Raw genomic sequence first — 20,533 nt, forward strand, 5'->3', positions numbered from 1 at the left:
ATGATCCTGCGCCCGTTGCACGACACCGACGAGGACGCCGACGCCGTAGCGGTCGTGGCCGCCGCCGCGTTCGGCGCCTCCGACGCCCTGCCCGGTGGCGGCCCGCCCGAGGAGATGCCTCCCGAGCGGGCCGCCCTGCTGCGACGGCGCAACCGGTACGTCGCGCGCACCGACCCCGGTGGCTGCTGGCTGGCCGTGGACGAGACCTCCGGCATGCCGCTCGGGGTCGCCATGTCGACGCGCCGCGAGGGGACGTGGGGGCTGTCGCTCTTCGCCGTGCTGCCCTCCGCGCAGCGGCAGGGGGTCGGGCGCGAACTGCTCGCCGCGGCGATGGCGTACGGGCGCGGCTGCCTGCGCGGCATCATCTGCAGCTCCCGCGACCCGCGGGCGGCGGCGACCTACCGCCGGGCGGGTTTCGCGCTGCACCCGGCGATGCGCCTGGAAGGCGCCGTCCGCAAGGGCGACCTGCCCGCGCCGGACGGGGCGGTGCACGAGGGCTCGGCGAAGCACCGCGACCTGATGGACTCCGTGGACCGGCGCACCCGTGGCGGCGCGCACGGCCCCGACCACGACCAACTGCTCACCGAGTGCCCCCTGTTGGTCGTGGACGACCTCGCCGGGAGCGGCTACTGCTACGTCGACCGGGACGGGAACGTACGGCTGCTGGCCGCCACCTCCCGTCGCCTGGCGTCCCGGCTGCTCACCGCCGCGCTGCTGAGCCTGCCCGAGGGCACGACGGCGCAGGTCCCCAACCTGACGGCCGAACAGCAGTGGGCGGTGGACGTGGGCCTGACGGCCGGGCTGGAGCTGAGCACGTCCGGCTGGGTCTGCCTGCGCGGGATGCGTCCGCCGGAGCCGTACATCCCGTCCGGGTTCTTCCTGTAGACGGGGCAGGGCCCGGGGCGTTCGTGAACGCCCCGGGCCCTGCCGCCTGTCGTACTGCGCCGGGTCTCAGACCCCGGCCAGCTCCGACTTCTTCTGCGTCTCCTCCTCGCCCGGGCCCGCGGCCCCGGCCGCCCGCTTCAGCGCCTTGCGCTTGGCACGGCGCTCCTTGCGGATCTCGACCATCGTGTAGAGGGTCGGGACGAGCAGCAGGGTCAGCAGCGTCGAGGTGAGCAGACCGCCGATGACGACGACGGCGAGCGGCTGGGCGATGAAGCCGCCCTCGCCGGTCACCCCGAGGGCCATCGGGAGCAGGGCGAAGATGGTCGCCAGCGCGGTCATCAGGATCGGCCGCAGACGGTGCCGGCCACCCTCGATGACGGCCTCCACGACGCCGTACCCCTGGGCGCGGTACTGGTTGATGAGGTCCATCAGCACGATCGCGTTGGTCACGACGATGCCGATGAGCATCAGCATGCCGATCAGCGCCGGGACGCCCATCGGGGTGCCGGTGATCAGCAGCAGGCCGATCGCGCCGGTCGCGGCGAACGGGATGGACACCAGCAGCACCATCGGCTGGATCAGGCTGCGGAAGGTGCCGACCAGCAGCATGAAGACGATGGCGATCGCGGCGAGCATCGCGAGCCCGAGCCCCACGAAGGCGTCGTCCTGGTCCGAGGAGACACCGCCGATCTCGGCGGTGGCGCCCTTGGGCAGGTCGAGCGACTTGATCTTCGACTGCAGGGCGGTGCTCACCGCGCCGGTGTTGTCACCGGCCGGCGTCGCCGTGATCGTCGCGGCGCGGGCGCCGTCGATCCGGGTCTTCTGCACCGGGCCGGGGGCCTCGACGACCTCGGCGACCTTGCCGAGCTTCACCGGTCCCGCGGGGGCGGGGATGGTGAGGGCCTTCAGTTCGGCGACCGTCCCGGCCTTCTGCTCGGAGACCACCCGCACGTCGCGCTCGGTGTCGTCGAGCACCGCGGTGCCGACGGTCGTACCGCGCACGGCCTGGGTGACGGCGGCGCCGATGGTGGCGTCGTTGAGGCCGTACTTGGCGGCCTCGGCCTGCTTGGCGTGGACCTCGATGCGGGGCACGCTCTGCGCGAGGTCGCTGGTGACGTCGGTGACGTCGTCCAGCCCGGCGACGGCGTCGCGGACCTCGGCACTGGCCTTGGCCAGGGTGTCGGCGTCCGCGGCCTTGACCACGACCGACAGGTTCTGGCTGCCGAAGCCGCCGCCACCGGAGACCGAGGTGGTGCCGACGCCGTCGAGCGTCTTGAGGCCGGCGCGGATCTCGTCGAGGACGTCCGCGCTGTCGTCGGCGTTCTTCAGCTTCACCTGGAAGCTGGCCTGGTTGGCGCCGGTGCCGCCGCCGAAGGCCGCCAGGAAGCCGGAGGAACCGACGGTGACCTGGTAGTCCTGGACCTGGTCGATACCCTCGAGGAGCTTCTCGACCTTGCGGGCCGCCGCGTCGGAGGCCGCCAGGCTGGTGCCCGGCGGGAGCTCCTGCCTGACGGTCAGGGTGTCCTGGTCGCCCTGGTCGAAGAAGTTGGTCTTGAGCATCGGGGCGAGCCCGAAGGTGCCCAGCAGGACCGCGACCGCGATCGCGATGCTGGTGAGGCGGCGCCGGGTGGCGAAGCGCAGCACCGGCACGTAGAGCCGCTGCAGCAGGCTGCGGGCCTCCTCCTCCTCGGCCCTGCGGCGGATCTCGTCCGGGTCCACGGTGCCGGCGTCGGCCGGGGGCTTGAGGAACCAGAACGAGAGCACCGGGACGACCGTCAGCGACACCAGCAGCGAGGCCAGCAGCGCGGCGGCGACGGTCAGCGAGAACGAGCCGAACAGGGCGCCCACCATGCCGCCGACCAGGCCGATCGGCACGAAGACGGCGACCGTGGTGAGCGTGGAGGCGGTGACCGCACCGGCCACCTCGCGCACGGCGGCGATGATCGCGGACTGCTTCTCCTCACCGTAGGCGAGGTGCCGCTTGATGTTCTCCAGCACCACGATCGAGTCGTCGACGACACGGCCGATGGCGATGGTCAGCGCGCCCAGGGTGAGCATGTTGAGCGACAGGTCGCGGGTCCACAGCACGATCAGCGTCAGCACGACGGAGAGCGGGATGGAGACCGCGGTCACCAGCGTCGAGCGCAGAGACGCCAGGAAGACCAGGATGATCACGACCGCGAAGAGCAGACCGAGCAGGCCCTCGGTGGTCAGTCCGTCGATGGACTTGGAGACCGCGGGGCCCTGGTCGCTGACGACGGTGAGCTTGGCGCCCTTGCCGAGGTCGCGCTCGAGGTCGGCCAGCTTGTCCTTGACCGCCGAGGAGATCGCGACGGCGCTGCCGTCCTGGTCCATGGTGACGGCGACGCCGAGGCTCGGCTCGCCGTCGGTCCGGGTGATGGAGGCGGCGGCGTCCGGGCGCTCCGCGACGGTGGCGACGTCGCCGAGGCGCACGGGCTCCGGGCCGGCGGGGATCCGCAGGTCCTCGATCTGCTGCACGGAGGCGTACTCGCCGCCGACCTGGACGGTGCGGCTCTTGCCGCTGTCGTCGAAGGAGCCGGCCGGGACGGGGTGGCCGCCGGCCTGCAGCGCCTGCACCAGGGCGATGGCGCCGAGCTTGCGGGCGGCGAGCTTCTTGTCGTCGGGGGTGACGGTGACGATCTGGTCCTGGACGCCGGTGACGGTCACCTGGCCGGCGCCGTCGATGTCCTGCAGGACCGGGACGACCGACCGGTCGAGCGCGTCGGCCAGTGCCTGCTGGTCCAGGCCGGTGGAGGTGGCGGCGAGGACGACGGTCGGGATGTCGTCCGTCGAGCCGGCGATGACCTGCGGGTCCGCGTCCTCCGGCAGCCGCGAGGAGACCCGGTTCACCGCCTGCTGGACGTTGGCCACCAGCGTGTCGCTGTCGTTGCCGTAGTCGAACCGGGCCATGATCACGGCAGCGCCCTCGCTGGCCGTGGACGTGATGCCCGTGATGCCGTCGACGCCCTTGACGCCGGCTTCGATCGGCTCGACGACCTGCTTCTCGACGACGTCGGGGGACGCGCCCGGGTAGGTCGTGATCACCGACACCATGGGCAGGTCGATGGAGGGCAGCAACTGCTGCTTGAGGGACGGTATCGCGATGGCGCCGAAGCCGATGGCGACCACCGCCATCAGCGCGACCAGACTGCGCTGGGCGAGGCTGAACCGGGACAGCCAGGACATCGTGGTGCGGTCTCTTCTCTGTGCTCAGAGTGCTCGGGTGTTCTCGGGTTGCGGACTTTTGTCAGCCCACGCCACTTTCTCCTGTCGCGGAGGGTGGTTTCCTCAGCCCGAGGTCGTGATTGGTTCCGGGGGCGTACTGCGGATGCGGTACACGCCGGTCGTACTCAGCGCGCCGCGGGCCGCACCAGGCCCGACTCGTACGCGGCGACGACCAGCTGCGCGCGGTCGCGGGCACCGAGTTTGGCCATGGTGCGGTTCACGTGCGTCTTGACGGTGAGCGGGCTCACCCCGAGGCGTTCGGCGATCTCGTCGTTCGGCAGCCCCAGCGCCACCTCGACCAGCACCTCGCGCTCGCGTGCCGTCAGCGCGTCCAGGTCCGGGGCCGCCGATCCGCCCTCCGAGGGCAGCGGGCGCTGGCCGCCGCTCTGCGCCAGGAACTGGGCGATCAGGCTCTTGGTCGCCGACGGGGACAGCAGCGCGTCGCCCTCGGCGACGGTGCGAATCGCGGCGAGCAGCTCGGCCGGCTCGGCGCCCTTGCCGAGGAACCCGGCGGCGCCGGCGCGGATCGCCTGCGCGACGTACTCGTCCGCTTCGAACGTCGTCAGGACGAGGACCGCCACACCGGTCAGGTCCTCGGCGGCGGTGATCTCGCGGGTGGCGGCGAGGCCGTCCGTGCCGGGCATCCGGATGTCCATCAGGACGACGTCCGCCCGGGTGCTGCGGGCCAGCGCGACGGCCTCGGCGCCGTCCGAGGCCTCCCCCACGACCTCCATGTCCGGTTCGGACTCCACGAGGACGCGGAACGCGCCCCGCAGCAGCGCCTGGTCGTCCGCGAGCAACACCCTGATCATGCCGGGATCCTCCCATCCCCCCGCCGGGCGGCCGGCTGGCCCGGCACCACCAGCGGCAGGCGGGCGTGGACGCGGAAACCGCCCTGCGTGCAGGGGCCGGCCTCGCAGGTGCCGCCGAGGGCCGCGGCCCGCTCGCGCATGCCGATCAGGCCGTGGCCGCCGCCCGCGGTGCCCGGGGCCTGCGGGCTGCCGCCACGGTCGACCACGGTGACCTCCAGCGTCCCGTCGCCGCGCGCGATGCGGATCCGCGCCCGTGCACCCGGGCCGGCGTGCTTGTGGACGTTGGTCAGCGACTCCTGGATGACCCGGTACGCGGTGAGGTCCACGCTCGCGGGAAGCGTGCCGGGGTCCTCCTCGGCCACCTCCACCGGCAGCCCGGCCCGGCGGAAGCCGTCGACGAGCTGGTCCAGCACACCGAGGCCGGGTGCCGGTTCCATGGGTGCGGCGGGGTCCCCCGACTGCCGCAGCAGGCCGACGGTCGCACGGAGCTCGTCCAGCGCCGAACGGCTCGCCTCGCGGACGTGTGCGAGGGCCTGCTTCGCCTGGTCGGGCCGGCTGTCCATGACGTGGGCGGCGACACCGGCCTGCACGTTGACCAGGGCGATGTGGTGGGCGACCACGTCGTGCAGCTCGCGGGCGATCCGCATCCGCTCCTCGGCGACGCGGCGCTTGGCCTCCTCCTCCCGGGTGCGCTCGGCCCGCTCGGCGCGCTCCTCGACGGCGGCGACGTAGGCGCGGCGGTGCCGGGTGGCCTCGCCGGCGGCTGCGGCCATGCCGCTCCACGCGAACAGGGCGATGTTCTCCGCGGAGTACCAGGGCCGGGCCCCGAAGAGCATGGCGATCGCGGGCAGCAGCAGGCAGGTGGCGAGGCCGAGCCGGAAGGTGGTGGTGCGGTCGGTGCGCGTGGAGGCGGAGAAGAGCGCCACGACGACGGTGGCGGCCACCGGGGCGCGGCCCTCCCCGGTCGCGGTGAGCAGGTAGACGACGGTGACCGCGCCGGTGAAGGCGAGGACGCCCAGCGGGCTGCGCCGGCGCACCATCAGCGCGGCGGAGCCGAGGACGGCCAGCAGGATGTCGGGGACCGAGGCGTCGTACCGCTCGGTGTGCGGCCCGATGAACATGTTGCCGAGGATCACCGCGAGGACGGCGAGCGCCAGCCCGGCGTCGAGGGCTACGGGGTGGGCCTGCGGCCACAGCCGGGCCCGGTCCTTCATCGATCGATGCTGCACGCTCACCAACGGTACGGGTCCCCCAGGAACGGCCGTGCCCCGGTCCGGTGCGGTACCGGGCCGGGGCACTCGGCGGGTGCGCTGGTCGGCGAGGTGTCAGCCGGGGATGAGCCCGCCGTCCCCGAGCAGTGCCCGGACCTCCTCCAAGGTGGCCTCCGAGGCCGGCAGGATCAGCTCGGACGGCTCCAGGGAGTCGTCCGGCAGAGGTGTGCCGAGCCGCCGGACGGCGTCGAGGAGCGCGGTGAGCGTGCGCCGGAACCCGGCGTCGTCACCGCTCTCCATCTCCGCCAGGAGCTCGTCGTCGAGCTTGTTGAGTTCGGTGAGGTGGCTCTCGTCCACCGTGACCTGGCCCTCGCCCATGATCCTCACGATCACGACGCCCTCCTCTAGGGGTGTCTCACTGCTTGTCGAACCGGGGCTGGTCCTGGGTCTGCGACGGGGTCTGGCCCTGCTGTCCGCTCTCGATGGCCTGCTGCGGGGAGCCGCCGGCGAGCTCGGCCTTCATGCGCTGCAGCTCCAGTTCGACGTCGCTGCCGCCGGAGAGGCGGTCGAGCTCCGCCTGGATGTCGTCCTTGGCGATCCCGGTCGGGTCGTCCAGGGCGCCGGAGGCCAGCAGCTCGTCCAGGGCGCCGGCCCGGGCGCGCAGCTGCTCGGTCTTGTCCTCGGCCCGCTGGATCGCCAGGCCGACGTCGCCCATCTCCTCCGAGATGCCGGAGAAGGCCTCGCCGATCTGGGTCTGTGCCTTGGCCGCGCTGTAGGTGGCCTTGATGGTCTCCTTCTTGGTGCGGAAGGCGTCCACCTTGGCCTGCAGGCGCTGGGCGGCGAGGGTGAGCTTCTCCTCCTCGCCCTGCAGCGTCTGGTGCTGCGTCTCCAGGTCGGTGACCTGCTGCTGGAGGGCGGCTCGACGCGACAGCGCCTCGCGGGCCAGGTCCTCCCGTCCCAGGGCGAGCGCCTTGCGGCCCTGGTCCTCGTACTTCGCGGACTGCTGCTGCAGCTGGTTCAGCTGCAGCTCCAGGCGCTTGCGCGAGGTGGCGACGTCGGCCACACCGCGCCGAACCTTCTGCAGCAGCTCCAGCTGTTTCTGGTACGAGTAGTCGAGGGTCTCGCGCGGATCCTCGGCCCGGTCAAGGGCCTTGTTGGCCTTCGCGCGGAAGATCATCCCCATCCGCTTCATGACACCGCTCATGGGCCTCGCGCGCCCCCTTCATTCAGCTCGCCAGCACACCTCTACAGACCCCACAGTACGGGGCCTGGTTCCATTACCCCACTGTTCTGTTGCTGATGCGCTCATCCTTAGGAACGATCACAGTTCGATGACCTCAGGCGCAGGGAGTAGGTGAGGGGCTGGGGGTCCCGTCGGCGAGCACGTAACCTTGGAGTCGTGTTCCGACGTCGTTCCCAAAGCGAGCAGACCGCGTCCACCACTGTGGTGGACGACCGGCAGCCCCGCGACCCGCAGGCTCCCAAGGGTCGCCCCACGCCCAAGCGCAGCGATGCCCAGGGCCAGCGCCGCAAGGCGGTGACCGCGCCCACCGACCGCAAGGCCGCCACCAGGCAGGCCCGCGACGCCCGGCGGGCCGACCTGGCCAAGCAGCGCGAGGCCCTGATGAACGGGGACGAGCGCTACCTGCCCGCCCGTGACAAGGGCCCCGTGCGCAAGTTCGCGCGCGACTACGTGGACTCGCGCTTCCGCATGGCCGAGTTCTTCCTGCCGCTCGCCGTGGTCATCCTCGTGCTCAGCATGCTCCGCAACCCCGCGCTGCAGAACCTCTCCCTGCTGCTGTGGCTCGTGGTCATCGTGCTGATCGTCGTCGACTCGGCCTTCACCGGTTTCCTGCTCCGCCGCGAGCTGGCCAAGCGCTTCCCGGACAAGCCCACCAAGGGCGCGGTCGCCTACGCCCTCATGCGGACCCTCCAGATGCGCCGACTGCGCCTGCCGAAGCCGCAGGTCAAGCGCGGCACCAAGCTCTGAGCGGGAACGGCGGTTTCGCCGGCGCCGCCGGCTCCTGGCTGGACCGGCTGGGCGGGCTCCGGAACACCGTGCGCCAGGAGCTGGTCGCGCGCCAGCTGGACGAGCAGATCACCGCGCGCTTCCCCGTGGGGCGCCGGCTCAGGATCCTCGACGTCGGCCCCGGCCAGGGCACCCAGGCGCTGCGACTCGCCCGTGCCGGCCACCTGGTCACCGGCCTGGAGGCCGATCCGGAGATGGCGGGGGTCCTGCGCGGGGCCGTGGCCGCCGAGCCGGAGGGCATACGCGAGCGGATCAGCCTCGTCGAGGGCGACGGCCGGGAGACCGGCCGGCACTTCGGGCCCGGCAGCTTCGACGTCGTGCTCTGCCACGGCGTGCTGATGTACGTGCCCGAGCCGGACGCGATGGTCGCCGGGCTCGCCCGGGTGCTGGCCCCCGGCGGGCTGCTGTCGCTGCTGGTGCGCAACGCCGACGCCCTGGCGATGCGGCCCGCGCTGCAGGGCGACTGGGCCGGTGCGCTGTCCGCCTTCGCGGGCGACACGTACACCAACCGGCTGGGGCTCGCCGCCCGTGCCGACCGGCGCGCGGACCTGACGACGACCCTCAGCGCCATCGGCGCGCCGCTGCACGCCTGGTACGGGGTGCGGGTCTTCACCGACACGGCGCCGGACGACTCCGTGGAGGTGCCGGAGGAGTTGCTGGCCGCCGAGGAGCTGGCCGGCCGCACCGACCCCTACCGCGGGGTCGCGGCACTGCTGCATTTGTGCGGCGTACGGAACTGACCGGGGCGGGATACCGAGGACGGGACGTCACGAACGCGACACTTCGGTCATGCGCGATTCGAAGCCCAACCGATGGCGGCCGCCGACGGCGCTCCGGGCGGCGGCCCTGCTGCTGGCCGTCGCGTGCTGCGGTGGCGTCACCGCCGGATGCACGGGGGACTCCCCCTCCCCCAGCGCGGCATCCTCGGCGCCCGCGCCCGTCGCCGCCTCCGAGCTGGCCGGCGCCCGTGATCTGGAGCGCTCCTACCAGCAGGTGGTCAAGGCGGTGCTGCCGTCCGTCGTCCAGATCAACACGTCCGAGGGACTGGGCTCCGGCATCGTCTACGACACCAAGGGCCACATCGTCACCAACGCCCATGTCGTCGGCAACTCCCACACCTTCGAGGTCACCCTCGCCAACAGCGACACCCCGCACAAGGGCCGGCTCGTGGCCGCCTACCCCGAGCAGGACCTCGCCGTCATCGAACTCGACGACCCGCCGAGCGGGCTGCGCGCGGCGTCCTTCGGCCGCTCACGCGACGTCCAGGTCGGCCAGATCGTGCTCGCCATGGGCAGTCCGCTCGGCCTGAACAGCAGCGTCACGCAGGGCATCGTCTCGGCCGTCGGCCGTACGGTCAGCGAGACCGGGGCCGAGGGCGGCACCGGCGCCACCCTGGCCGACATGGTGCAGACCTCGGCTCCCATCAACCCCGGCAACAGCGGCGGCGCACTGGTCAACCTCTCCGGCCAGGTCATCGGCATCCCGACGCTCGCCGCGGTCAACCCCACCATGGGCGACTCCTCGGCCCCGGGCATCGGCTTCGCCATCCCCGCGGCGACCGTCACCCGCATCGCGGACCAGATCATCCAGCACGGCAAGGTCGTCGACTCCGGCCGCGCGGCGCTGGGCATCGTCGCGCGCACCGTCCTCGACGAGAACTTCCAGCCCGCCGGGGTGGGCGTCGTCGAGGTGACCCGGGGCGGAGCGGCGGACAAGGCCGGGATCAAGCCCGGGGACGTCATCACCGATGTCGGGGGCGACGACATCACGACCCTTCAGTCGCTCTCCGAGGCCCTGGTCCAGCACGCGCCCGGCGACGCCGTGGACGTCACCTTCCAGCGCGGCGGCAGCGAGAAGACCGTCAAGGTCACGCTCGGGCAGCTCCAGTAGCGGCCGGACGCACAGCCGGGGGCGGGGCCGTGGGACGTCCCACGACCCCGCCCCCGCCGTGGTGCGGCGGCCGGACCCCCGGCCGCCCGGTCACCGGTCTACTCGTCGGCGTGCAGGCTCATCGGGCCGTAGATCTTCGTGCCGTCCTCGAAGAGGTGCACCTGGTCGGCGCCTCCCTGGAGGAGGTCCTTCCAGACCTCGCCGATCCAGGACTCGGCATCGCCCTGCGTGGGGAACTCCTCGGGCTCGACCGCGGGGGTGACCTCCGTGCCGTCGGTCTTCTCGAAACGCCACGTCCACGCCATGTCCGTCTCCTCGTCCCTGGGGGTGCCTGCCCGGCAGCGTAGCGTGCGCGGACGCGAGAGGATCTGCACGTGGAACTGACTCTCCTCGGCACCGGTGGCCCCGACGGCCTGCCCCTCCCCGGCTGCCCGTGCGCGGCGTGCGCGACGGCGGTGGGCGACCAGGCGCGGGCGGCGACCTCGCTGCTCGTGGACGGGGTGCTGCTGCTCGACCTGACGCCGGGCCTCGCGCTGACCGCGGCGCGCTCCGGTCACTCGCTCGCCGGGGTCCGCCAGGTGCTGCTGTCGCATCCGCACGACGGGCCGGCCGTGGAGATCCCGGCGGGGCTGCCCGCGCCGGGCCGGGTGGCGGCCGGGCAGGAGATCACGCTGCTGACCGGGCACCGGGTGCGGGCGGTGCCCCTCGACGCGCCCGGGACCGGCTACGAGGTGACAGGACCGTACGGCGAGCGGCTGCTGTACCTGCCGCCGGAGTGCGCTCCGGCGGGGCTGCCGGAGGCCGTGGAGCCGTACCGGATGGTGCTGCTGGACGCCGTGGGCCGGCCGGACGGGCTGGCGCGGCTGCGCGCGGCCGGCGCGGTCGGGAGCACCACCGACGTCGTCGCGGTCCACCTGGACCACCGTGCCCACCCCGGGCCGGAGCTGCGGCGCCGGCTGGCCGCGCTCGGCGTACGGGCGGTGCCGGACGGCACGACGCTGACCGTCGGCGACCTGCACGACGTGCCCGACGTGCCGCGGCGCACGCTCGTGCTGGGCGGGGCGCGGTCGGGCAAGTCGGTGGAGGCGGAGCGGCGGCTGTCGGCCTTCCCCGACGTGCTGTACGTGGCCACCGGCGGGACGCGCGGCGGTGACCCGGAATGGGCGGAGCGCGTGGCGCTGCACCGCGAGCGGCGTCCGCAGTCGTGGCAGACGGTGGAGACCTGCGACCTGCTGCCGCTGCTGGCCGAGGAGGACGGGCCCGCGCTGCTGATCGACTGCCTGTCGCTGTGGCTGACGCACACCATGGACGAACTCGGCGCGTGGGACGACGAGAAGTGGGCGGAGGGCGCCGAACGCGAACTGCGCCGCCGCGTCGGGGAACTGACCGCGGCGTGGCGCGCGACCCGCCGTACGGCCGTGGCGGTCAGCAACGAGGTCGGCTCCGGGGTCGTACCGGCCACGGCCAGCGGGCGCAGATTCCGGGACGAGCTGGGGCGGCTGAACCTCGCGCTGGCCGACGAGTCCGAGCACGTGGTGCTGGTGGTCGCGGGACAGGCGCTGTCACTGCGGGGCTGACCTCGGCGCGCGACCCCGCGGACCGGTAGTGTTCGACCCCGTGAGCGGCCTGAACCTTGATGACTTCGCGACCCTGGTGGAGCGTCCGGACGCCGGTGTGCGCCGTGACGCACGCGACCGTTGGCAGCGGCTGGTGCGCCCGGCGAGCGCGCTGGGCGGGCTGGCCGAGCTCGCCGACTGGCTGTCGGCGGTCCAGGGCGCGGCGACCCTACGCCCGATCGAGCACCCCAAGGCCGTGCTCTTCGCGGCGGACCACGGGGTGGCGGCACTGAAGGTGTCCGCCCGCCCCGGGGGCACCGCGGTCGAGCTGGTGCGGCGGGTCCTGGACGGGGCCTCCCCGGTCAATGTGCTGGCCCGTCAGTACGGCGCGGCGCTGCGGGTGGTGGACGTCGGCGTGGACGCGCCGGCCGATGACCTGCCCGCCGACGTGACGGCGCACCGCGTGCGGCGCGGCTCCGGCCGGATCGACGTGGAGGACGCGCTGACGGCCGAGGAGGCCGAGGCGGCGTTCCGGGCCGGCATGGCCGTCGCGGACGAGGAGGCGGACTCCGGCACGGACCTGGTGCTCCTGGGCGATCTGAGCGTGGGCGGCACCACGGTGGCCGGGGTGCTGATCGCAGCGCTGTGCGGTACCGACGCCTCCGTGGTGACCGGCCGCGGTTCGGGCATCGACGACATCGCGTGGATGCGCAAGTGCGCGGCGATCCGCGACGCGCTGCGCCGGGCCCGGCCCGTGCTGGGCGACCAGCTGGAGCTGCTGGCGGCGGTCGGCGGCGCGGACGTGGCGGCGATCACCGGTTTCCTGCTGCAGGCCTCGGTGCGGAAGCTGCCGGTGGTGCTGGACGGCGTGGTGTCCGCGGCGTGCGCGCTGGTCGCGCAGCGGATCGCCTTCCGGGCGCCGGACTGGTGGCTGGCGGGGCAGGCCAGCGGTGAGCCGGGGCAGGTCAAGGCGCTGGACCGGCTGTCCATCGAGCCGCTGCTCGACCAGAAGGTGACGGCGGGTGAGGGCACCGGCGCGCTGCTGGCGCTGCCCCTTCTGAAGGCGGCGGCGGCCCTGTCGGCGGAGCTGCCGGAACGTTTCTGACCCATCGCGAACCGGGTCGTTCCCGTAGGATCCGGACCTATGGGAACGGCCGTCTCGGTCTGGCGTGAACGCGGCGCGGTGTCCACCGTCCGGTACCTGCGCCTGGTCGGCCTGGTCGACCTGCTGGGTGCGGTGTGGGTGTCCTTCGGGAACGACATCCGGCGTCATGACGTCGACGAGTACGTCACCCCGTACCTGCTGACCGCCGGCTACACCCCGGCCTTCCTCGCGCTCTTCCTGGCGGTCACGATGCGCCGCAGGAAGCGCGCGGCCTGGCTGCTCAACCTCGTCCTCGCCGGGCTCTACCTGCTGTTCCTGGCCGCGGCGACGGCCGTCCCCGCGTTCCGCGGCCACCCGCAGAACTGGGTGTCGCTGGGGATCACCGCCGCCTTCTGCGCCGCGCTGCTCGCCGGGCGCCGTGCGTTCCGCGCCAAGGGCGACCCCTCCAACCCCCGGCTGGCCGCGGCGGTCGCCGTCGGCGGCGTCGCGGCCGGCGGACTCCTCGCCGCGGGCCTGGTCACCGTCACCGACACGGGGCACGGCTCGACCTTCGGCCAGCGGTACGCGTACGCCATGCTCCGCGTGGTCTCGCTGGCGGACGCCGAGGAGTCCTTCCCGGGGATCTCGACCCCGGGCTGGGTCGACGTCACCATCAACGCCATGAGCGCCGTGCTGTTCCTGCTGGTGCTGTACGCGGCCTTCCGCTCGCCCCGCGGCCGCGAACTGCTGGGCCCGCAGGACGAGATGCGGCTGCGGGCCCTGCTCGACCGGCACGGCGAACGTGACTCGCTCGGCTACTTCGCGCTGCGCCGCGACAAGAGCGTCGTCTGGTCGCCGTCGGGCAAGTCGGCGATCGCCTACCGCGTCGTCGGCGGGGTGTCCCTCGCCTCCGGCGACCCCATCGGCGACCCAGAGGCCTGGCCCGGGGCGATCGAGGCCTGGCTCGCCGAGGCCCGCGAGCACGCCTGGGTACCGGCGGTGGTGGGGGCCGGCGAGGAGGCAGGCACCGTCTACGCACGGCACGGGCTGGACGCCCTGGAGCTCGGCGACGAGGCGATCGTCGAGGTCGCCGACTTCACCCTGGAGGGCCGCGCGATGCGCACCGTGCGGCAGGCGTACCACCGGATCGGGCGCGCCGGGTACACCGTCCGCGTACGGCGTCACGAGGACATCCCGGCGCGGGAGATGACGGCCCTGCTGGAGCGCGCGGACCGCTGGCGGTACGGGCAGACCGAACGGGGCTTCTCCATGGCGCTGGGGCGGCTCGGCGACCCGGCGGACGGCCGGTGCGTCATGGTGGAGTGCGCGGACGGGCAGGGCGAGCCGAGGGCGCTGCTCAGTTTCGTGCCGTGGGGGCGGCACGGGCTGTCGCTGGACCTGATGCGCCGTGACCGGGACTCCGACAACGGGCTGGTGGAGTTCATGGTGATCGAGCTGATCCGGCGCGCGGAGGAGACCGGGGTCGAGCGCGTGTCGCTCAACTTCGCCGTGTTCCGTTCGGTCTTCGAGCGCGGGGCGAGGCTGGGCGCCGGGCCGGTGCTGCGGATGTGGCGGGCGCTGCTGACCTTCTTCTCCCGGTGGTGGCAGATCGAGTCGCTGTACCGCGCCAACGCCAAGTACCGGCCGGTCTGGGAGCCGCGTTTCCTGCTCTTCGAGAAGGGCGGCGAACTGCCCCGGATCGGACTGGCGAGCGCACGGGCCGAGGGCTTCCTCGCCGCGCCCCGGATGCCCTCGCCGCGGCGCTGAGCCGGCCCGGATCGCCGGGACGCCACGGCGGCACGGCGGCACGGCGGCACGGCGGCACGGCGGCACGGAGACGATCGGGCACCTGGAGCGGCCGACCGCCACCGGCGGTGCCGACGAGGAAACCGTCGCGGGCGGGCCCTGCCGGGGCGCCGCGGCGGCCTGCACCCGGCACGCGGCCACCACACGCGCCGCACACCCGGCGGACGCGCCGGGGCTCAGCGCTCGGTGAAGCCGCCGATCCAGTCCTGGAGCCGCCGCAACGGGCCCGACCAGCGCGCGTCGTGCCGTGCGGCGCGGGCCTCCGCCCGCCGGACCGCCCCGGGCCTGCGGGAGTAGAGCCGCTCGGCCCACAACGAGTCGGGGCGCGCCAGCCGCAGGGCCGCGTACAGCGCGACGAAGGGCACGAAGACGCCGACGACGGCGGAGCGCAGCTTGCCCTTGACGAGGGCGACGAGGACGAACAGGAAGTTGACGGCGATGGTGAGGATCACCGAGACGCGGCTCTGCTGCTCGTCCGGGCTGACCGAGTTGACGCCGAAGGGGACCAGGCCGAGGAGCATCATCACGACGACGGAGAAGGTGACGACGACGGCCTCGACGCTCTTGCGGCCGCGATCGCTCCAGTACACGTCGTCGAGGTAGAGCACGAGCGCGAACTCGTCGAGCACCAGGCCCGCTCCGGCGCCGAACAGGGCCGCGGACAGGTAGGCGCCGAAGCCCCGTGAGGAACTGGCGACGCCCCCGAAGCCGCCGATCGTCATGAGGATGATCCCGGGCACCACGTGGTGGATGTGGGTGCCGCCCGAGGAGATGTTGCGGAAGGGGCCCCTGCCGGCCCGGATGAGACGGGTGATCATCCGGGTGACCAGGAAGGTCAGTACGAACGCGCCCAGCGCAAGGAGCAGCGGCAGCTTTCCCGGCTCGATGATGTTGCGGTACCACCAGTCGCCCATGCCGATTGCTCCAGATTCGCCCCGTACGCGGCACTATACGGTTCCGGCCCGGCGGTTACCCTGCACGCCATGACCGCCGACCCCGCACCCGCTCCCGCGGACCCTGCCGTCACGGCCGCCGACGGACTGCGCTTCGCCTTCGGCACCCTGACGGTGCTGCGGGTCCGGGTCACCCGCTGGGACCGCCCGGCGGCCCGCGCCGGGATGCTCTGGGCGCCCGTGGCCGGGCTGGTCGTGGGGCTGTGCGCGGCGGCGGCCGGCGGACTCCTGCTGCTCCTCGGCTCGGGGCCGCTGCCCGCCGCGGTGGCGAGCGCCGCCGTACCGGCCGCCCTGACGCGGGGGCTGCACCTGGACGGGCTGGCCGACACCGCCGACGGGCTGGGCAGCGGCAAGCCCGCCGAGGACGCGCTGCGCATCATGAAGCAGTCCGACATCGGGCCCTTCGGTGTGCTCACCCTGGTCCTCGTCCTGCTGGCCCAGGTCGCCGCGCTCGCCGAGCTGTACGGCCAGTCCTGGACCCGGGGTGCGGTCGCCGCCGCCCTGGCCGGGCTCACCGCCCGCGCCGCGATGACGCTGGCCTGCCGTGACGGTGTGCCCCCGGCTCGCCCCGGCGGGCTCGGCGCGGCCGTGGCGGGCGCGGTCCCCGCCCGTACCGCCTGGGCGTCGGCCGCGCTGACAGTGGCGGTCTGCGCCGGCTGCGGGGCCGCCTTCGGCGTGCCGGACGCGGCGCGCTGTGCGGCGGCGGCGGCGGTGGCCCTGGCCGCCGCGGAACTGCTGCTGCGGCGGTGCCGCCGGCGCCTGGGCGGCGTCACCGGTGACGTCTTCGGCGCGTTGTGCGAGACCGCCGCGACGGCCGCGCTGCTGGTGCTCACCCTGGGCTGAGCGCCGCACGGCGACCGGGCGCGATGCGGTCCGGCGCCCCGACTCCCGCCGGGCGGAAGGGGATCGGGACCCTGCCCGGGGTGCCGCGCGGGCGCGTTCCCATAGGGAAAACCCGCGCCTTCGCCGCCATGGGCGCAGGTCGTGGTCGCAAGCGACAGGAGTGAGCGTAAGGTCGGTGCTGCACCCCCGCCCGTGCCGCGAAGGACGCCCGGCGTCGGGCACGAGGGAGCCGGACGGAGTCCGGCGTCAAGTATTGGACCCCCGAAGGAACAGGATCCGCATCACCGTGACTGCACTGACTCTCAGCACCTCCTCCGCGGCAGCGCTGCGCGCTGACGCCGTCGTCGTCGGCGTGACCAAGGGCGCCAAGGGCCCCGAGGTCGCCGCCGGGGCGGAGGCGGTGGACCAGGCCTTCTCCGGCCGGCTCGCCGCGACGCTCGAGACACTGGGCGCCTCGGGCGCGGAGGGTGAGGTGACCAAGCTCCCCGCCCCGGACGGCCTGAAGTCCCCGGTCGTGCTGGCGGTCGGGCTCGGTGAGGCCCCGGCCGACGGCGCCGCGTACGACACCGAGGCGCTGCGCAAGGCCGCCGGCGCCGCCGCCCGCGCGCTGGCCGGGTCGAAGAAGGCCGCCTACGCCCTTCCGGTGCAGGACGCGGACGCCGCGCAGGCGGTCGCCGAGGGCGCGCTGCTCGGCGCCTACACGTACACCGCGTACCAGTCGTCCAACGGCAAGGCCCCGCTCGCCGAGGTCGCGCTGGTGGGCGCGAAGCCGCGGGACAAGGCGTTCAAGGCCGCCGCCGAGCGGGCCGCCGTCATCGCGGCGGAGGTCAACCGGGCGCGCGACCTGATCAACATGCCGCCGAACGACCTCCACCCGAAGTCCTTCGCCGCGCTCGCGCAGGAGGCCGCCAAGGAGCACGGCCTCAAGATCGAGGTGCTGGACGAGAAGGCGCTGGTCAAGGGCGGCTACGGCGGCATCATGGGCGTCGGCCAGGGCTCGGCGAACCCGCCCCGCCTGGTGAAGATCGCCTACACGGGTGCCAAGGGCCGCGGCGCCAAGCACCTGGCACTGGTCGGCAAGGGCATCACCTACGACTCGGGCGGCATCTCCCTGAAGCCGGCCGGTCACAACGAGACCATGAAGTGCGACATGAGCGGTGCCGCCGCCGTGCTGTCCACCGTGGTCGCCGCCGCGCGCCTCGGCCTGCCCGTCAACGTCACCGGCTGGCTGGCGCTCGCCGAGAACATGCCCTCGGGCAGCGCCGCCCGCCCCGGCGACGTGCTGAAGATGTACAGCGGCAAGACCGTCGAGGTGCTCAACACCGACGCCGAGGGCCGCCTGGTGATGGCCGACGCCCTCACCCGCGCCTCGGAGGAGAAGCCCGACGCGATCATCGACGTGGCGACCCTGACCGGCGCCATGGTGCTGGCCCTGGGCAACCGCATCTTCGGCGTCATGGCCAACGACGACGCCTTCCGCACCGCGCTGCACGAGGTCGCGACCGAGGTCGGCGAGCAGTCCTGGCCGATGCCGCTCCCGGCCGACCTGCGCAAGGCCATGGACTCCCCCACCGCGGACATCGCGAACATGGGCGAGCGCATGGGCGGCGGCCTGGCGGCCGGCCTGTTCCTGAAGGAGTTCGTCGGCGAGGGCATCACCTGGGCCCACCTGGACATCGCGGGCCCCGCCTTCAACGAGTCCGGCCCCTTCGGCTACACCCCCAAGGGCGGCACCGGCTCCGCCATCCGCACCCTGGTGCGCGTGGCCGAGAAGGCCGGCGAGGGCGAGCTGCTCTGACCGCGTGTAAGCCTCGGCACATTCCGTACGGCCCCGGGTATGGCATCCGGGGCCGTACGCGTTCGCCAAGGGCGAGCAAAGAGTGCAACCGCTCCGTATTTCGCAAGGGATACCGGCGAGTAGCCCCGGCCGGGGACGTTCCGTACGTCTCAGACACCGGCCCGGTGCCTCGTCGGCCCCGAACAAGTGCGAAGATGTTGTCTCGGCACGACAGGGCCCCGTTTAACAGAAGCGGCCGAACAAAAGCCGCCGCCCGGTCATGACGGACCGGCTCCGGCGTATCCATGCATGGAGGACGTGACGTGGCGAACGACGCCAGCACCGTTTTCGACCTAGTGATCCTCGGTGGCGGTAGCGGCGGCTACGCCGCAGCGCTGCGTGCGGCGCAGCTCGGTCTGGACGTCGCCCTGATCGAGAAGGACAAGCTCGGCGGCACCTGCCTGCACCGCGGCTGCATCCCCACGAAGGCTCTGCTGCACGCCGGTGAGATCGCGGACCAGGCCCGCGAGGCCGATCAGTTCGGTGTCAAGGCCACTTTCGAGGGCATCGACATCGCCGGGGTCCACAAGTACAAGGACGACGTGATCTCGGGCCTCTACAAGGGCCTGCAGGGCCTGGTGGCCTCCCGCAAGGTCACCTACGTGACCGGTGAGGGCCGGCTCTCCTCCCCCACCTCCGTGGACGTGGGCGGCCAGCGCTACACCGGCCGGCACGTCCTGCTGGCGACGGGCTCCGTGCCGAAGTCGCTGCCGGGCCTGGCCATCGACGGCGACCGCATCATCTCCTCCGACCACGCGCTGGTCCTGGACCGTGTGCCGAAGTCCGCGATCATCCTCGGCGGCGGTGTCATCGGCGTCGAGTTCGCCTCGGCGTGGAAGTCCTTCGGCGCCGACGTCACCATCGTCGAGGGCCTGCCGCACCTCGTGCCGGTCGAGGACGAGAACAGCTCGAAGCTGCTGGAGCGCGCCTTCCGCAAGCGGGGCATCAAGTTCAACCTCGGCACCTTCTTCTCCAAGGCCGAGTACACCGCCGACGGCGTCAAGGTCACCCTGGCCGACGGCAAGGAGTTCGAGGCCGAGGTCCTGCTCGTGGCCGTCGGCCGCGGCCCGGTCTCCCAGGGCCTGGGCTACGAGGAGGCCGGGGTCGCCATGGACCGCGGCTACGTCCTCGTCGACGAGTACATGCGCACCAACGTGCCCACCATCTCCGCGGTCGGCGACCTCGTCCCGACCCTGCAGCTGGCCCACGTCGGCTTCGCCGAAGGCATCCTCGTCGCGGAGCGGCTGGCCGGTCTGAAGACCGTGCCGATCGACTACGACGGCGTGCCGCGCGTCACGTACTGCCACCCGGAGGTCGCCTCCGTCGGCATCTCCGAGGCCAAGGCCAAGGAGCTGTACGGCGCCGACAAGGTCGTCACCCTGAAGTACAACCTGGCCGGCAACGGCAAGAGCAAGATCCTCAAGACCGCGGGCGAGATCAAGCTCGTCCAGGTCCGCGACGGCGCCGTGGTCGGTGTCCACATGGTCGGCGACCGCATGGGCGAGCAGGTGGGCGAGGCCCAGCTGGTCTACAACTGGGAGGCGCTGCCGGCCGAGGTCGCGCAGCTCATCCACGCGCACCCGACGCAGAACGAGGCCCTCGGCGAGGCGCACCTCGCGCTCGCGGGCAAGCCCCTTCACTCGCACGACTGACCCACGGACACGCAGACAGATCCGCACAGATCGTTAGGAGCAACCGAAACCATGGCGGTTTCCGTAACCCTGCCGGCGCTCGGCGAGAGCGTGTCCGAGGGCACCGTCACCCGCTGGCTCAAGGCCGAGGGTGAACGCGTCGAGGCCGACGAGCCGCTGCTCGAGGTGTCGACCGACAAGGTCGACACCGAGATCCCGGCGCCCGCTTCGGGCATCCTCTCCTCCATCAAGGTGGCCGAGGACGAGACGGTGGAGGTCGGCGCCGAGCTGGCCGTCATCGACGACGGCACGGGCGCCCCCGCTGCCGCCCCCGCCCCGGCCGCCGCGGCGGAGCCCGCGCCGGCTCCGGTGCAGGAGGCCCCCGCCCCCGTCCCGGCCCCGGCGCCTGCCGCCGCGGCCCCCGCCCCGGCCCCGGCCGGTGGCGCCGAGGGCACCCCGGTGCTGCTGCCTGCGCTGGGCGAGTCGGTGACCGAGGGCACCGTCACCCGCTGGCTGAAGTCGGTCGGCGAGAGCGTCGAGGCCGACGAGCCGCTGCTCGAGGTCTCCACCGACAAGGTCGACACCGAGATCCCGTCGCCGGCCGCCGGCACCCTGCTGGAGATCCTCGTCGGCGAGGACGAGACCGCCGAGGTCGGCGCCAAGCTCGCCGTCATCGGTGCCGCCGGTGCCGCGCCCGCCGCCCCGGCCCCCGCCGCCCCCGCTCCGGCCCCGGCCGCCGCGGCCCCGGCG

General features: G+C 73.3%; 18 protein-coding genes. 11 read left to right on the forward strand and 7 right to left on the reverse strand.

Features of this window, described 5'->3' with window-relative positions; translation table 11 throughout:
* Complete coding sequence (locus PV410_RS34950; protein WP_500329932.1) at positions 1–885, forward strand: GNAT family N-acetyltransferase; 885 nt, start codon at positions 1–3, stop codon at positions 883–885.
* 66 nt (positions 886–951) lie between these two features.
* Here PV410_RS34950 and PV410_RS34955 read toward each other — a convergent pair whose 3' ends face one another.
* The 5 genes from PV410_RS34955 to PV410_RS34975 form a co-directional block, all read right to left on the reverse strand.
* Entirely contained in the window at positions 952–4,092 is a 3,141-nt protein-coding gene (locus PV410_RS34955; RefSeq protein WP_500329934.1) for an efflux RND transporter permease subunit, read from the reverse strand.
* 164 nt (positions 4,093–4,256) lie between these two features.
* A complete protein-coding gene (locus tag PV410_RS34960) occupies positions 4,257–4,943 on the reverse strand; it encodes a response regulator transcription factor (protein ID WP_500329935.1) in 687 nt (228 codons plus the stop codon).
* Positions 4,940–6,157, reverse strand: coding sequence for a sensor histidine kinase (locus PV410_RS34965; protein WP_500329957.1), 1,218 nt, complete (start codon positions 6,155–6,157; stop codon positions 4,940–4,942). Before PV410_RS34965 ends, PV410_RS34960 begins: the two co-directional genes overlap by 4 nt.
* 111 nt (positions 6,158–6,268) lie before the next feature.
* Positions 6,269–6,547 (reverse strand): PspA-associated protein PspAA, encoded by a 279-nt coding sequence (pspAA, locus tag PV410_RS34970; RefSeq protein ID WP_499511439.1) that lies wholly within the window; start codon positions 6,545–6,547, stop codon positions 6,269–6,271.
* Positions 6,548–6,569: 22 nt separating this feature from the next.
* Positions 6,570–7,358, reverse strand: a complete 789-nt coding sequence (locus PV410_RS34975) for a PspA/IM30 family protein (RefSeq protein ID WP_499511440.1) — start codon at positions 7,356–7,358, stop codon at positions 6,570–6,572.
* 195 nt (positions 7,359–7,553) lie between these two features.
* Between PV410_RS34975 and PV410_RS34980 the strand changes: the two genes are divergently transcribed.
* From PV410_RS34980 to PV410_RS34990, 3 genes are all read left to right on the forward strand, one after another.
* On the forward strand, positions 7,554–8,144 hold the full coding sequence (locus PV410_RS34980) for a DUF3043 domain-containing protein (protein ID WP_500329937.1): 591 nt from the start codon (positions 7,554–7,556) through the stop codon (positions 8,142–8,144).
* A 68-nt stretch (positions 8,145–8,212) separates the two neighbouring features.
* A complete protein-coding gene (locus PV410_RS34985) occupies positions 8,213–8,923 on the forward strand; it encodes a class I SAM-dependent methyltransferase (RefSeq protein WP_500329939.1) in 711 nt (236 codons plus the stop codon).
* A 49-nt stretch (positions 8,924–8,972) separates the two neighbouring features.
* Positions 8,973–10,073 carry a S1C family serine protease gene (locus PV410_RS34990; RefSeq protein WP_500329940.1) on the forward strand — a complete coding sequence of 367 codons (1,101 nt, stop codon included), beginning with the start codon at positions 8,973–8,975 and terminating at the stop codon, positions 10,071–10,073.
* 98 nt (positions 10,074–10,171) lie between these two features.
* Here the strand turns inward: PV410_RS34990 and PV410_RS34995 are convergent, their stop codons facing one another.
* On the reverse strand, positions 10,172–10,378 hold the full coding sequence (locus PV410_RS34995; protein ID WP_500329941.1) for a hypothetical protein: 207 nt from the start codon (positions 10,376–10,378) through the stop codon (positions 10,172–10,174).
* A gap of 69 nt (positions 10,379–10,447) precedes the next feature.
* Between PV410_RS34995 and PV410_RS35000 the strand changes: the two genes are divergently transcribed.
* Genes PV410_RS35000 through PV410_RS35010 form a run of 3 tightly spaced genes read left to right on the forward strand, consistent with a single transcriptional unit; the run spans position 10,448 to position 14,480 of the window.
* Positions 10,448–11,650, forward strand: a complete 1,203-nt coding sequence (locus PV410_RS35000; protein ID WP_500329942.1) for a bifunctional adenosylcobinamide kinase/adenosylcobinamide-phosphate guanylyltransferase — start codon at positions 10,448–10,450, stop codon at positions 11,648–11,650.
* Positions 11,651–11,690: 40 nt separating this feature from the next.
* Complete coding sequence (gene cobT / locus PV410_RS35005) at positions 11,691–12,734, forward strand: nicotinate-nucleotide--dimethylbenzimidazole phosphoribosyltransferase (RefSeq protein ID WP_500329943.1); 1,044 nt, start codon at positions 11,691–11,693, stop codon at positions 12,732–12,734.
* A 39-nt stretch (positions 12,735–12,773) separates the two neighbouring features.
* Positions 12,774–14,480 carry a phosphatidylglycerol lysyltransferase domain-containing protein gene (locus PV410_RS35010; RefSeq protein ID WP_500329945.1) on the forward strand — a complete coding sequence of 569 codons (1,707 nt, stop codon included), beginning with the start codon at positions 12,774–12,776 and terminating at the stop codon, positions 14,478–14,480.
* 215 nt (positions 14,481–14,695) lie between these two features.
* On the opposite strand, the gene PV410_RS35015 is transcribed toward PV410_RS35010, so the two are convergent.
* A complete protein-coding gene (locus PV410_RS35015) occupies positions 14,696–15,433 on the reverse strand; it encodes a hypothetical protein (protein WP_500329947.1) in 738 nt (245 codons plus the stop codon).
* A 69-nt stretch (positions 15,434–15,502) separates the two neighbouring features.
* On the opposite strand from PV410_RS35015, the gene PV410_RS35020 reads away from it, so the two are divergent.
* From PV410_RS35020 to PV410_RS35035, 4 genes are all read left to right on the forward strand, one after another.
* A complete protein-coding gene (locus tag PV410_RS35020) occupies positions 15,503–16,315 on the forward strand; it encodes an adenosylcobinamide-GDP ribazoletransferase (protein WP_500329948.1) in 813 nt (270 codons plus the stop codon).
* 286 nt (positions 16,316–16,601) lie between these two features.
* The gene (locus PV410_RS35025; RefSeq protein ID WP_499511450.1) at positions 16,602–18,113 is read left to right on the forward strand and encodes a leucyl aminopeptidase family protein; all 1,512 of its coding nucleotides are present in this window, start codon (positions 16,602–16,604) and stop codon (positions 18,111–18,113) included.
* 302 nt (positions 18,114–18,415) lie between these two features.
* Positions 18,416–19,804: a dihydrolipoyl dehydrogenase gene (gene lpdA / locus PV410_RS35030; protein WP_499511451.1), complete on the forward strand. Its 1,389-nt coding sequence runs from the start codon at positions 18,416–18,418 to the stop codon at positions 19,802–19,804.
* 51 nt (positions 19,805–19,855) lie between these two features.
* Positions 19,856–20,533: biotin/lipoyl-containing protein (locus PV410_RS35035; RefSeq protein WP_500329950.1), on the forward strand; the 678-nt coding region annotated here is incomplete at its 3' end.

This window comes from Streptomyces sp. PA03-5A, assembly GCF_033792725.1.
GTDB lineage: Bacteria > Actinomycetota > Actinomycetes > Streptomycetales > Streptomycetaceae > Actinacidiphila.

Coding starts and splice junctions, on each gene's coding strand:
- PV410_RS34950 (WP_500329932.1), top strand. CDS start 1: ATGATCCTGCGCCCGTTGCACGACACCGACGAGGACGCCGACGCCGTA.
- PV410_RS34955 (WP_500329934.1), bottom strand. CDS start 4,092: ATGTCCTGGCTGTCCCGGTTCAGCCTCGCCCAGCGCAGTCTGGTCGCG.
- PV410_RS34960 (WP_500329935.1), bottom strand. CDS start 4,943: ATGATCAGGGTGTTGCTCGCGGACGACCAGGCGCTGCTGCGGGGCGCG.
- PV410_RS34965 (WP_500329957.1), bottom strand. CDS start 6,157: ATGAAGGACCGGGCCCGGCTGTGGCCGCAGGCCCACCCCGTAGCCCTC.
- PV410_RS34975 (WP_499511440.1), bottom strand. CDS start 7,358: ATGAGCGGTGTCATGAAGCGGATGGGGATGATCTTCCGCGCGAAGGCC.
- PV410_RS34990 (WP_500329940.1), top strand. CDS start 8,973: ATGCGCGATTCGAAGCCCAACCGATGGCGGCCGCCGACGGCGCTCCGG.
- PV410_RS34995 (WP_500329941.1), bottom strand. CDS start 10,378: ATGGCGTGGACGTGGCGTTTCGAGAAGACCGACGGCACGGAGGTCACC.
- PV410_RS35010 (WP_500329945.1), top strand. CDS start 12,774: ATGGGAACGGCCGTCTCGGTCTGGCGTGAACGCGGCGCGGTGTCCACC.
- PV410_RS35015 (WP_500329947.1), bottom strand. CDS start 15,433: ATGGGCGACTGGTGGTACCGCAACATCATCGAGCCGGGAAAGCTGCCG.
- PV410_RS35020 (WP_500329948.1), top strand. CDS start 15,503: ATGACCGCCGACCCCGCACCCGCTCCCGCGGACCCTGCCGTCACGGCC.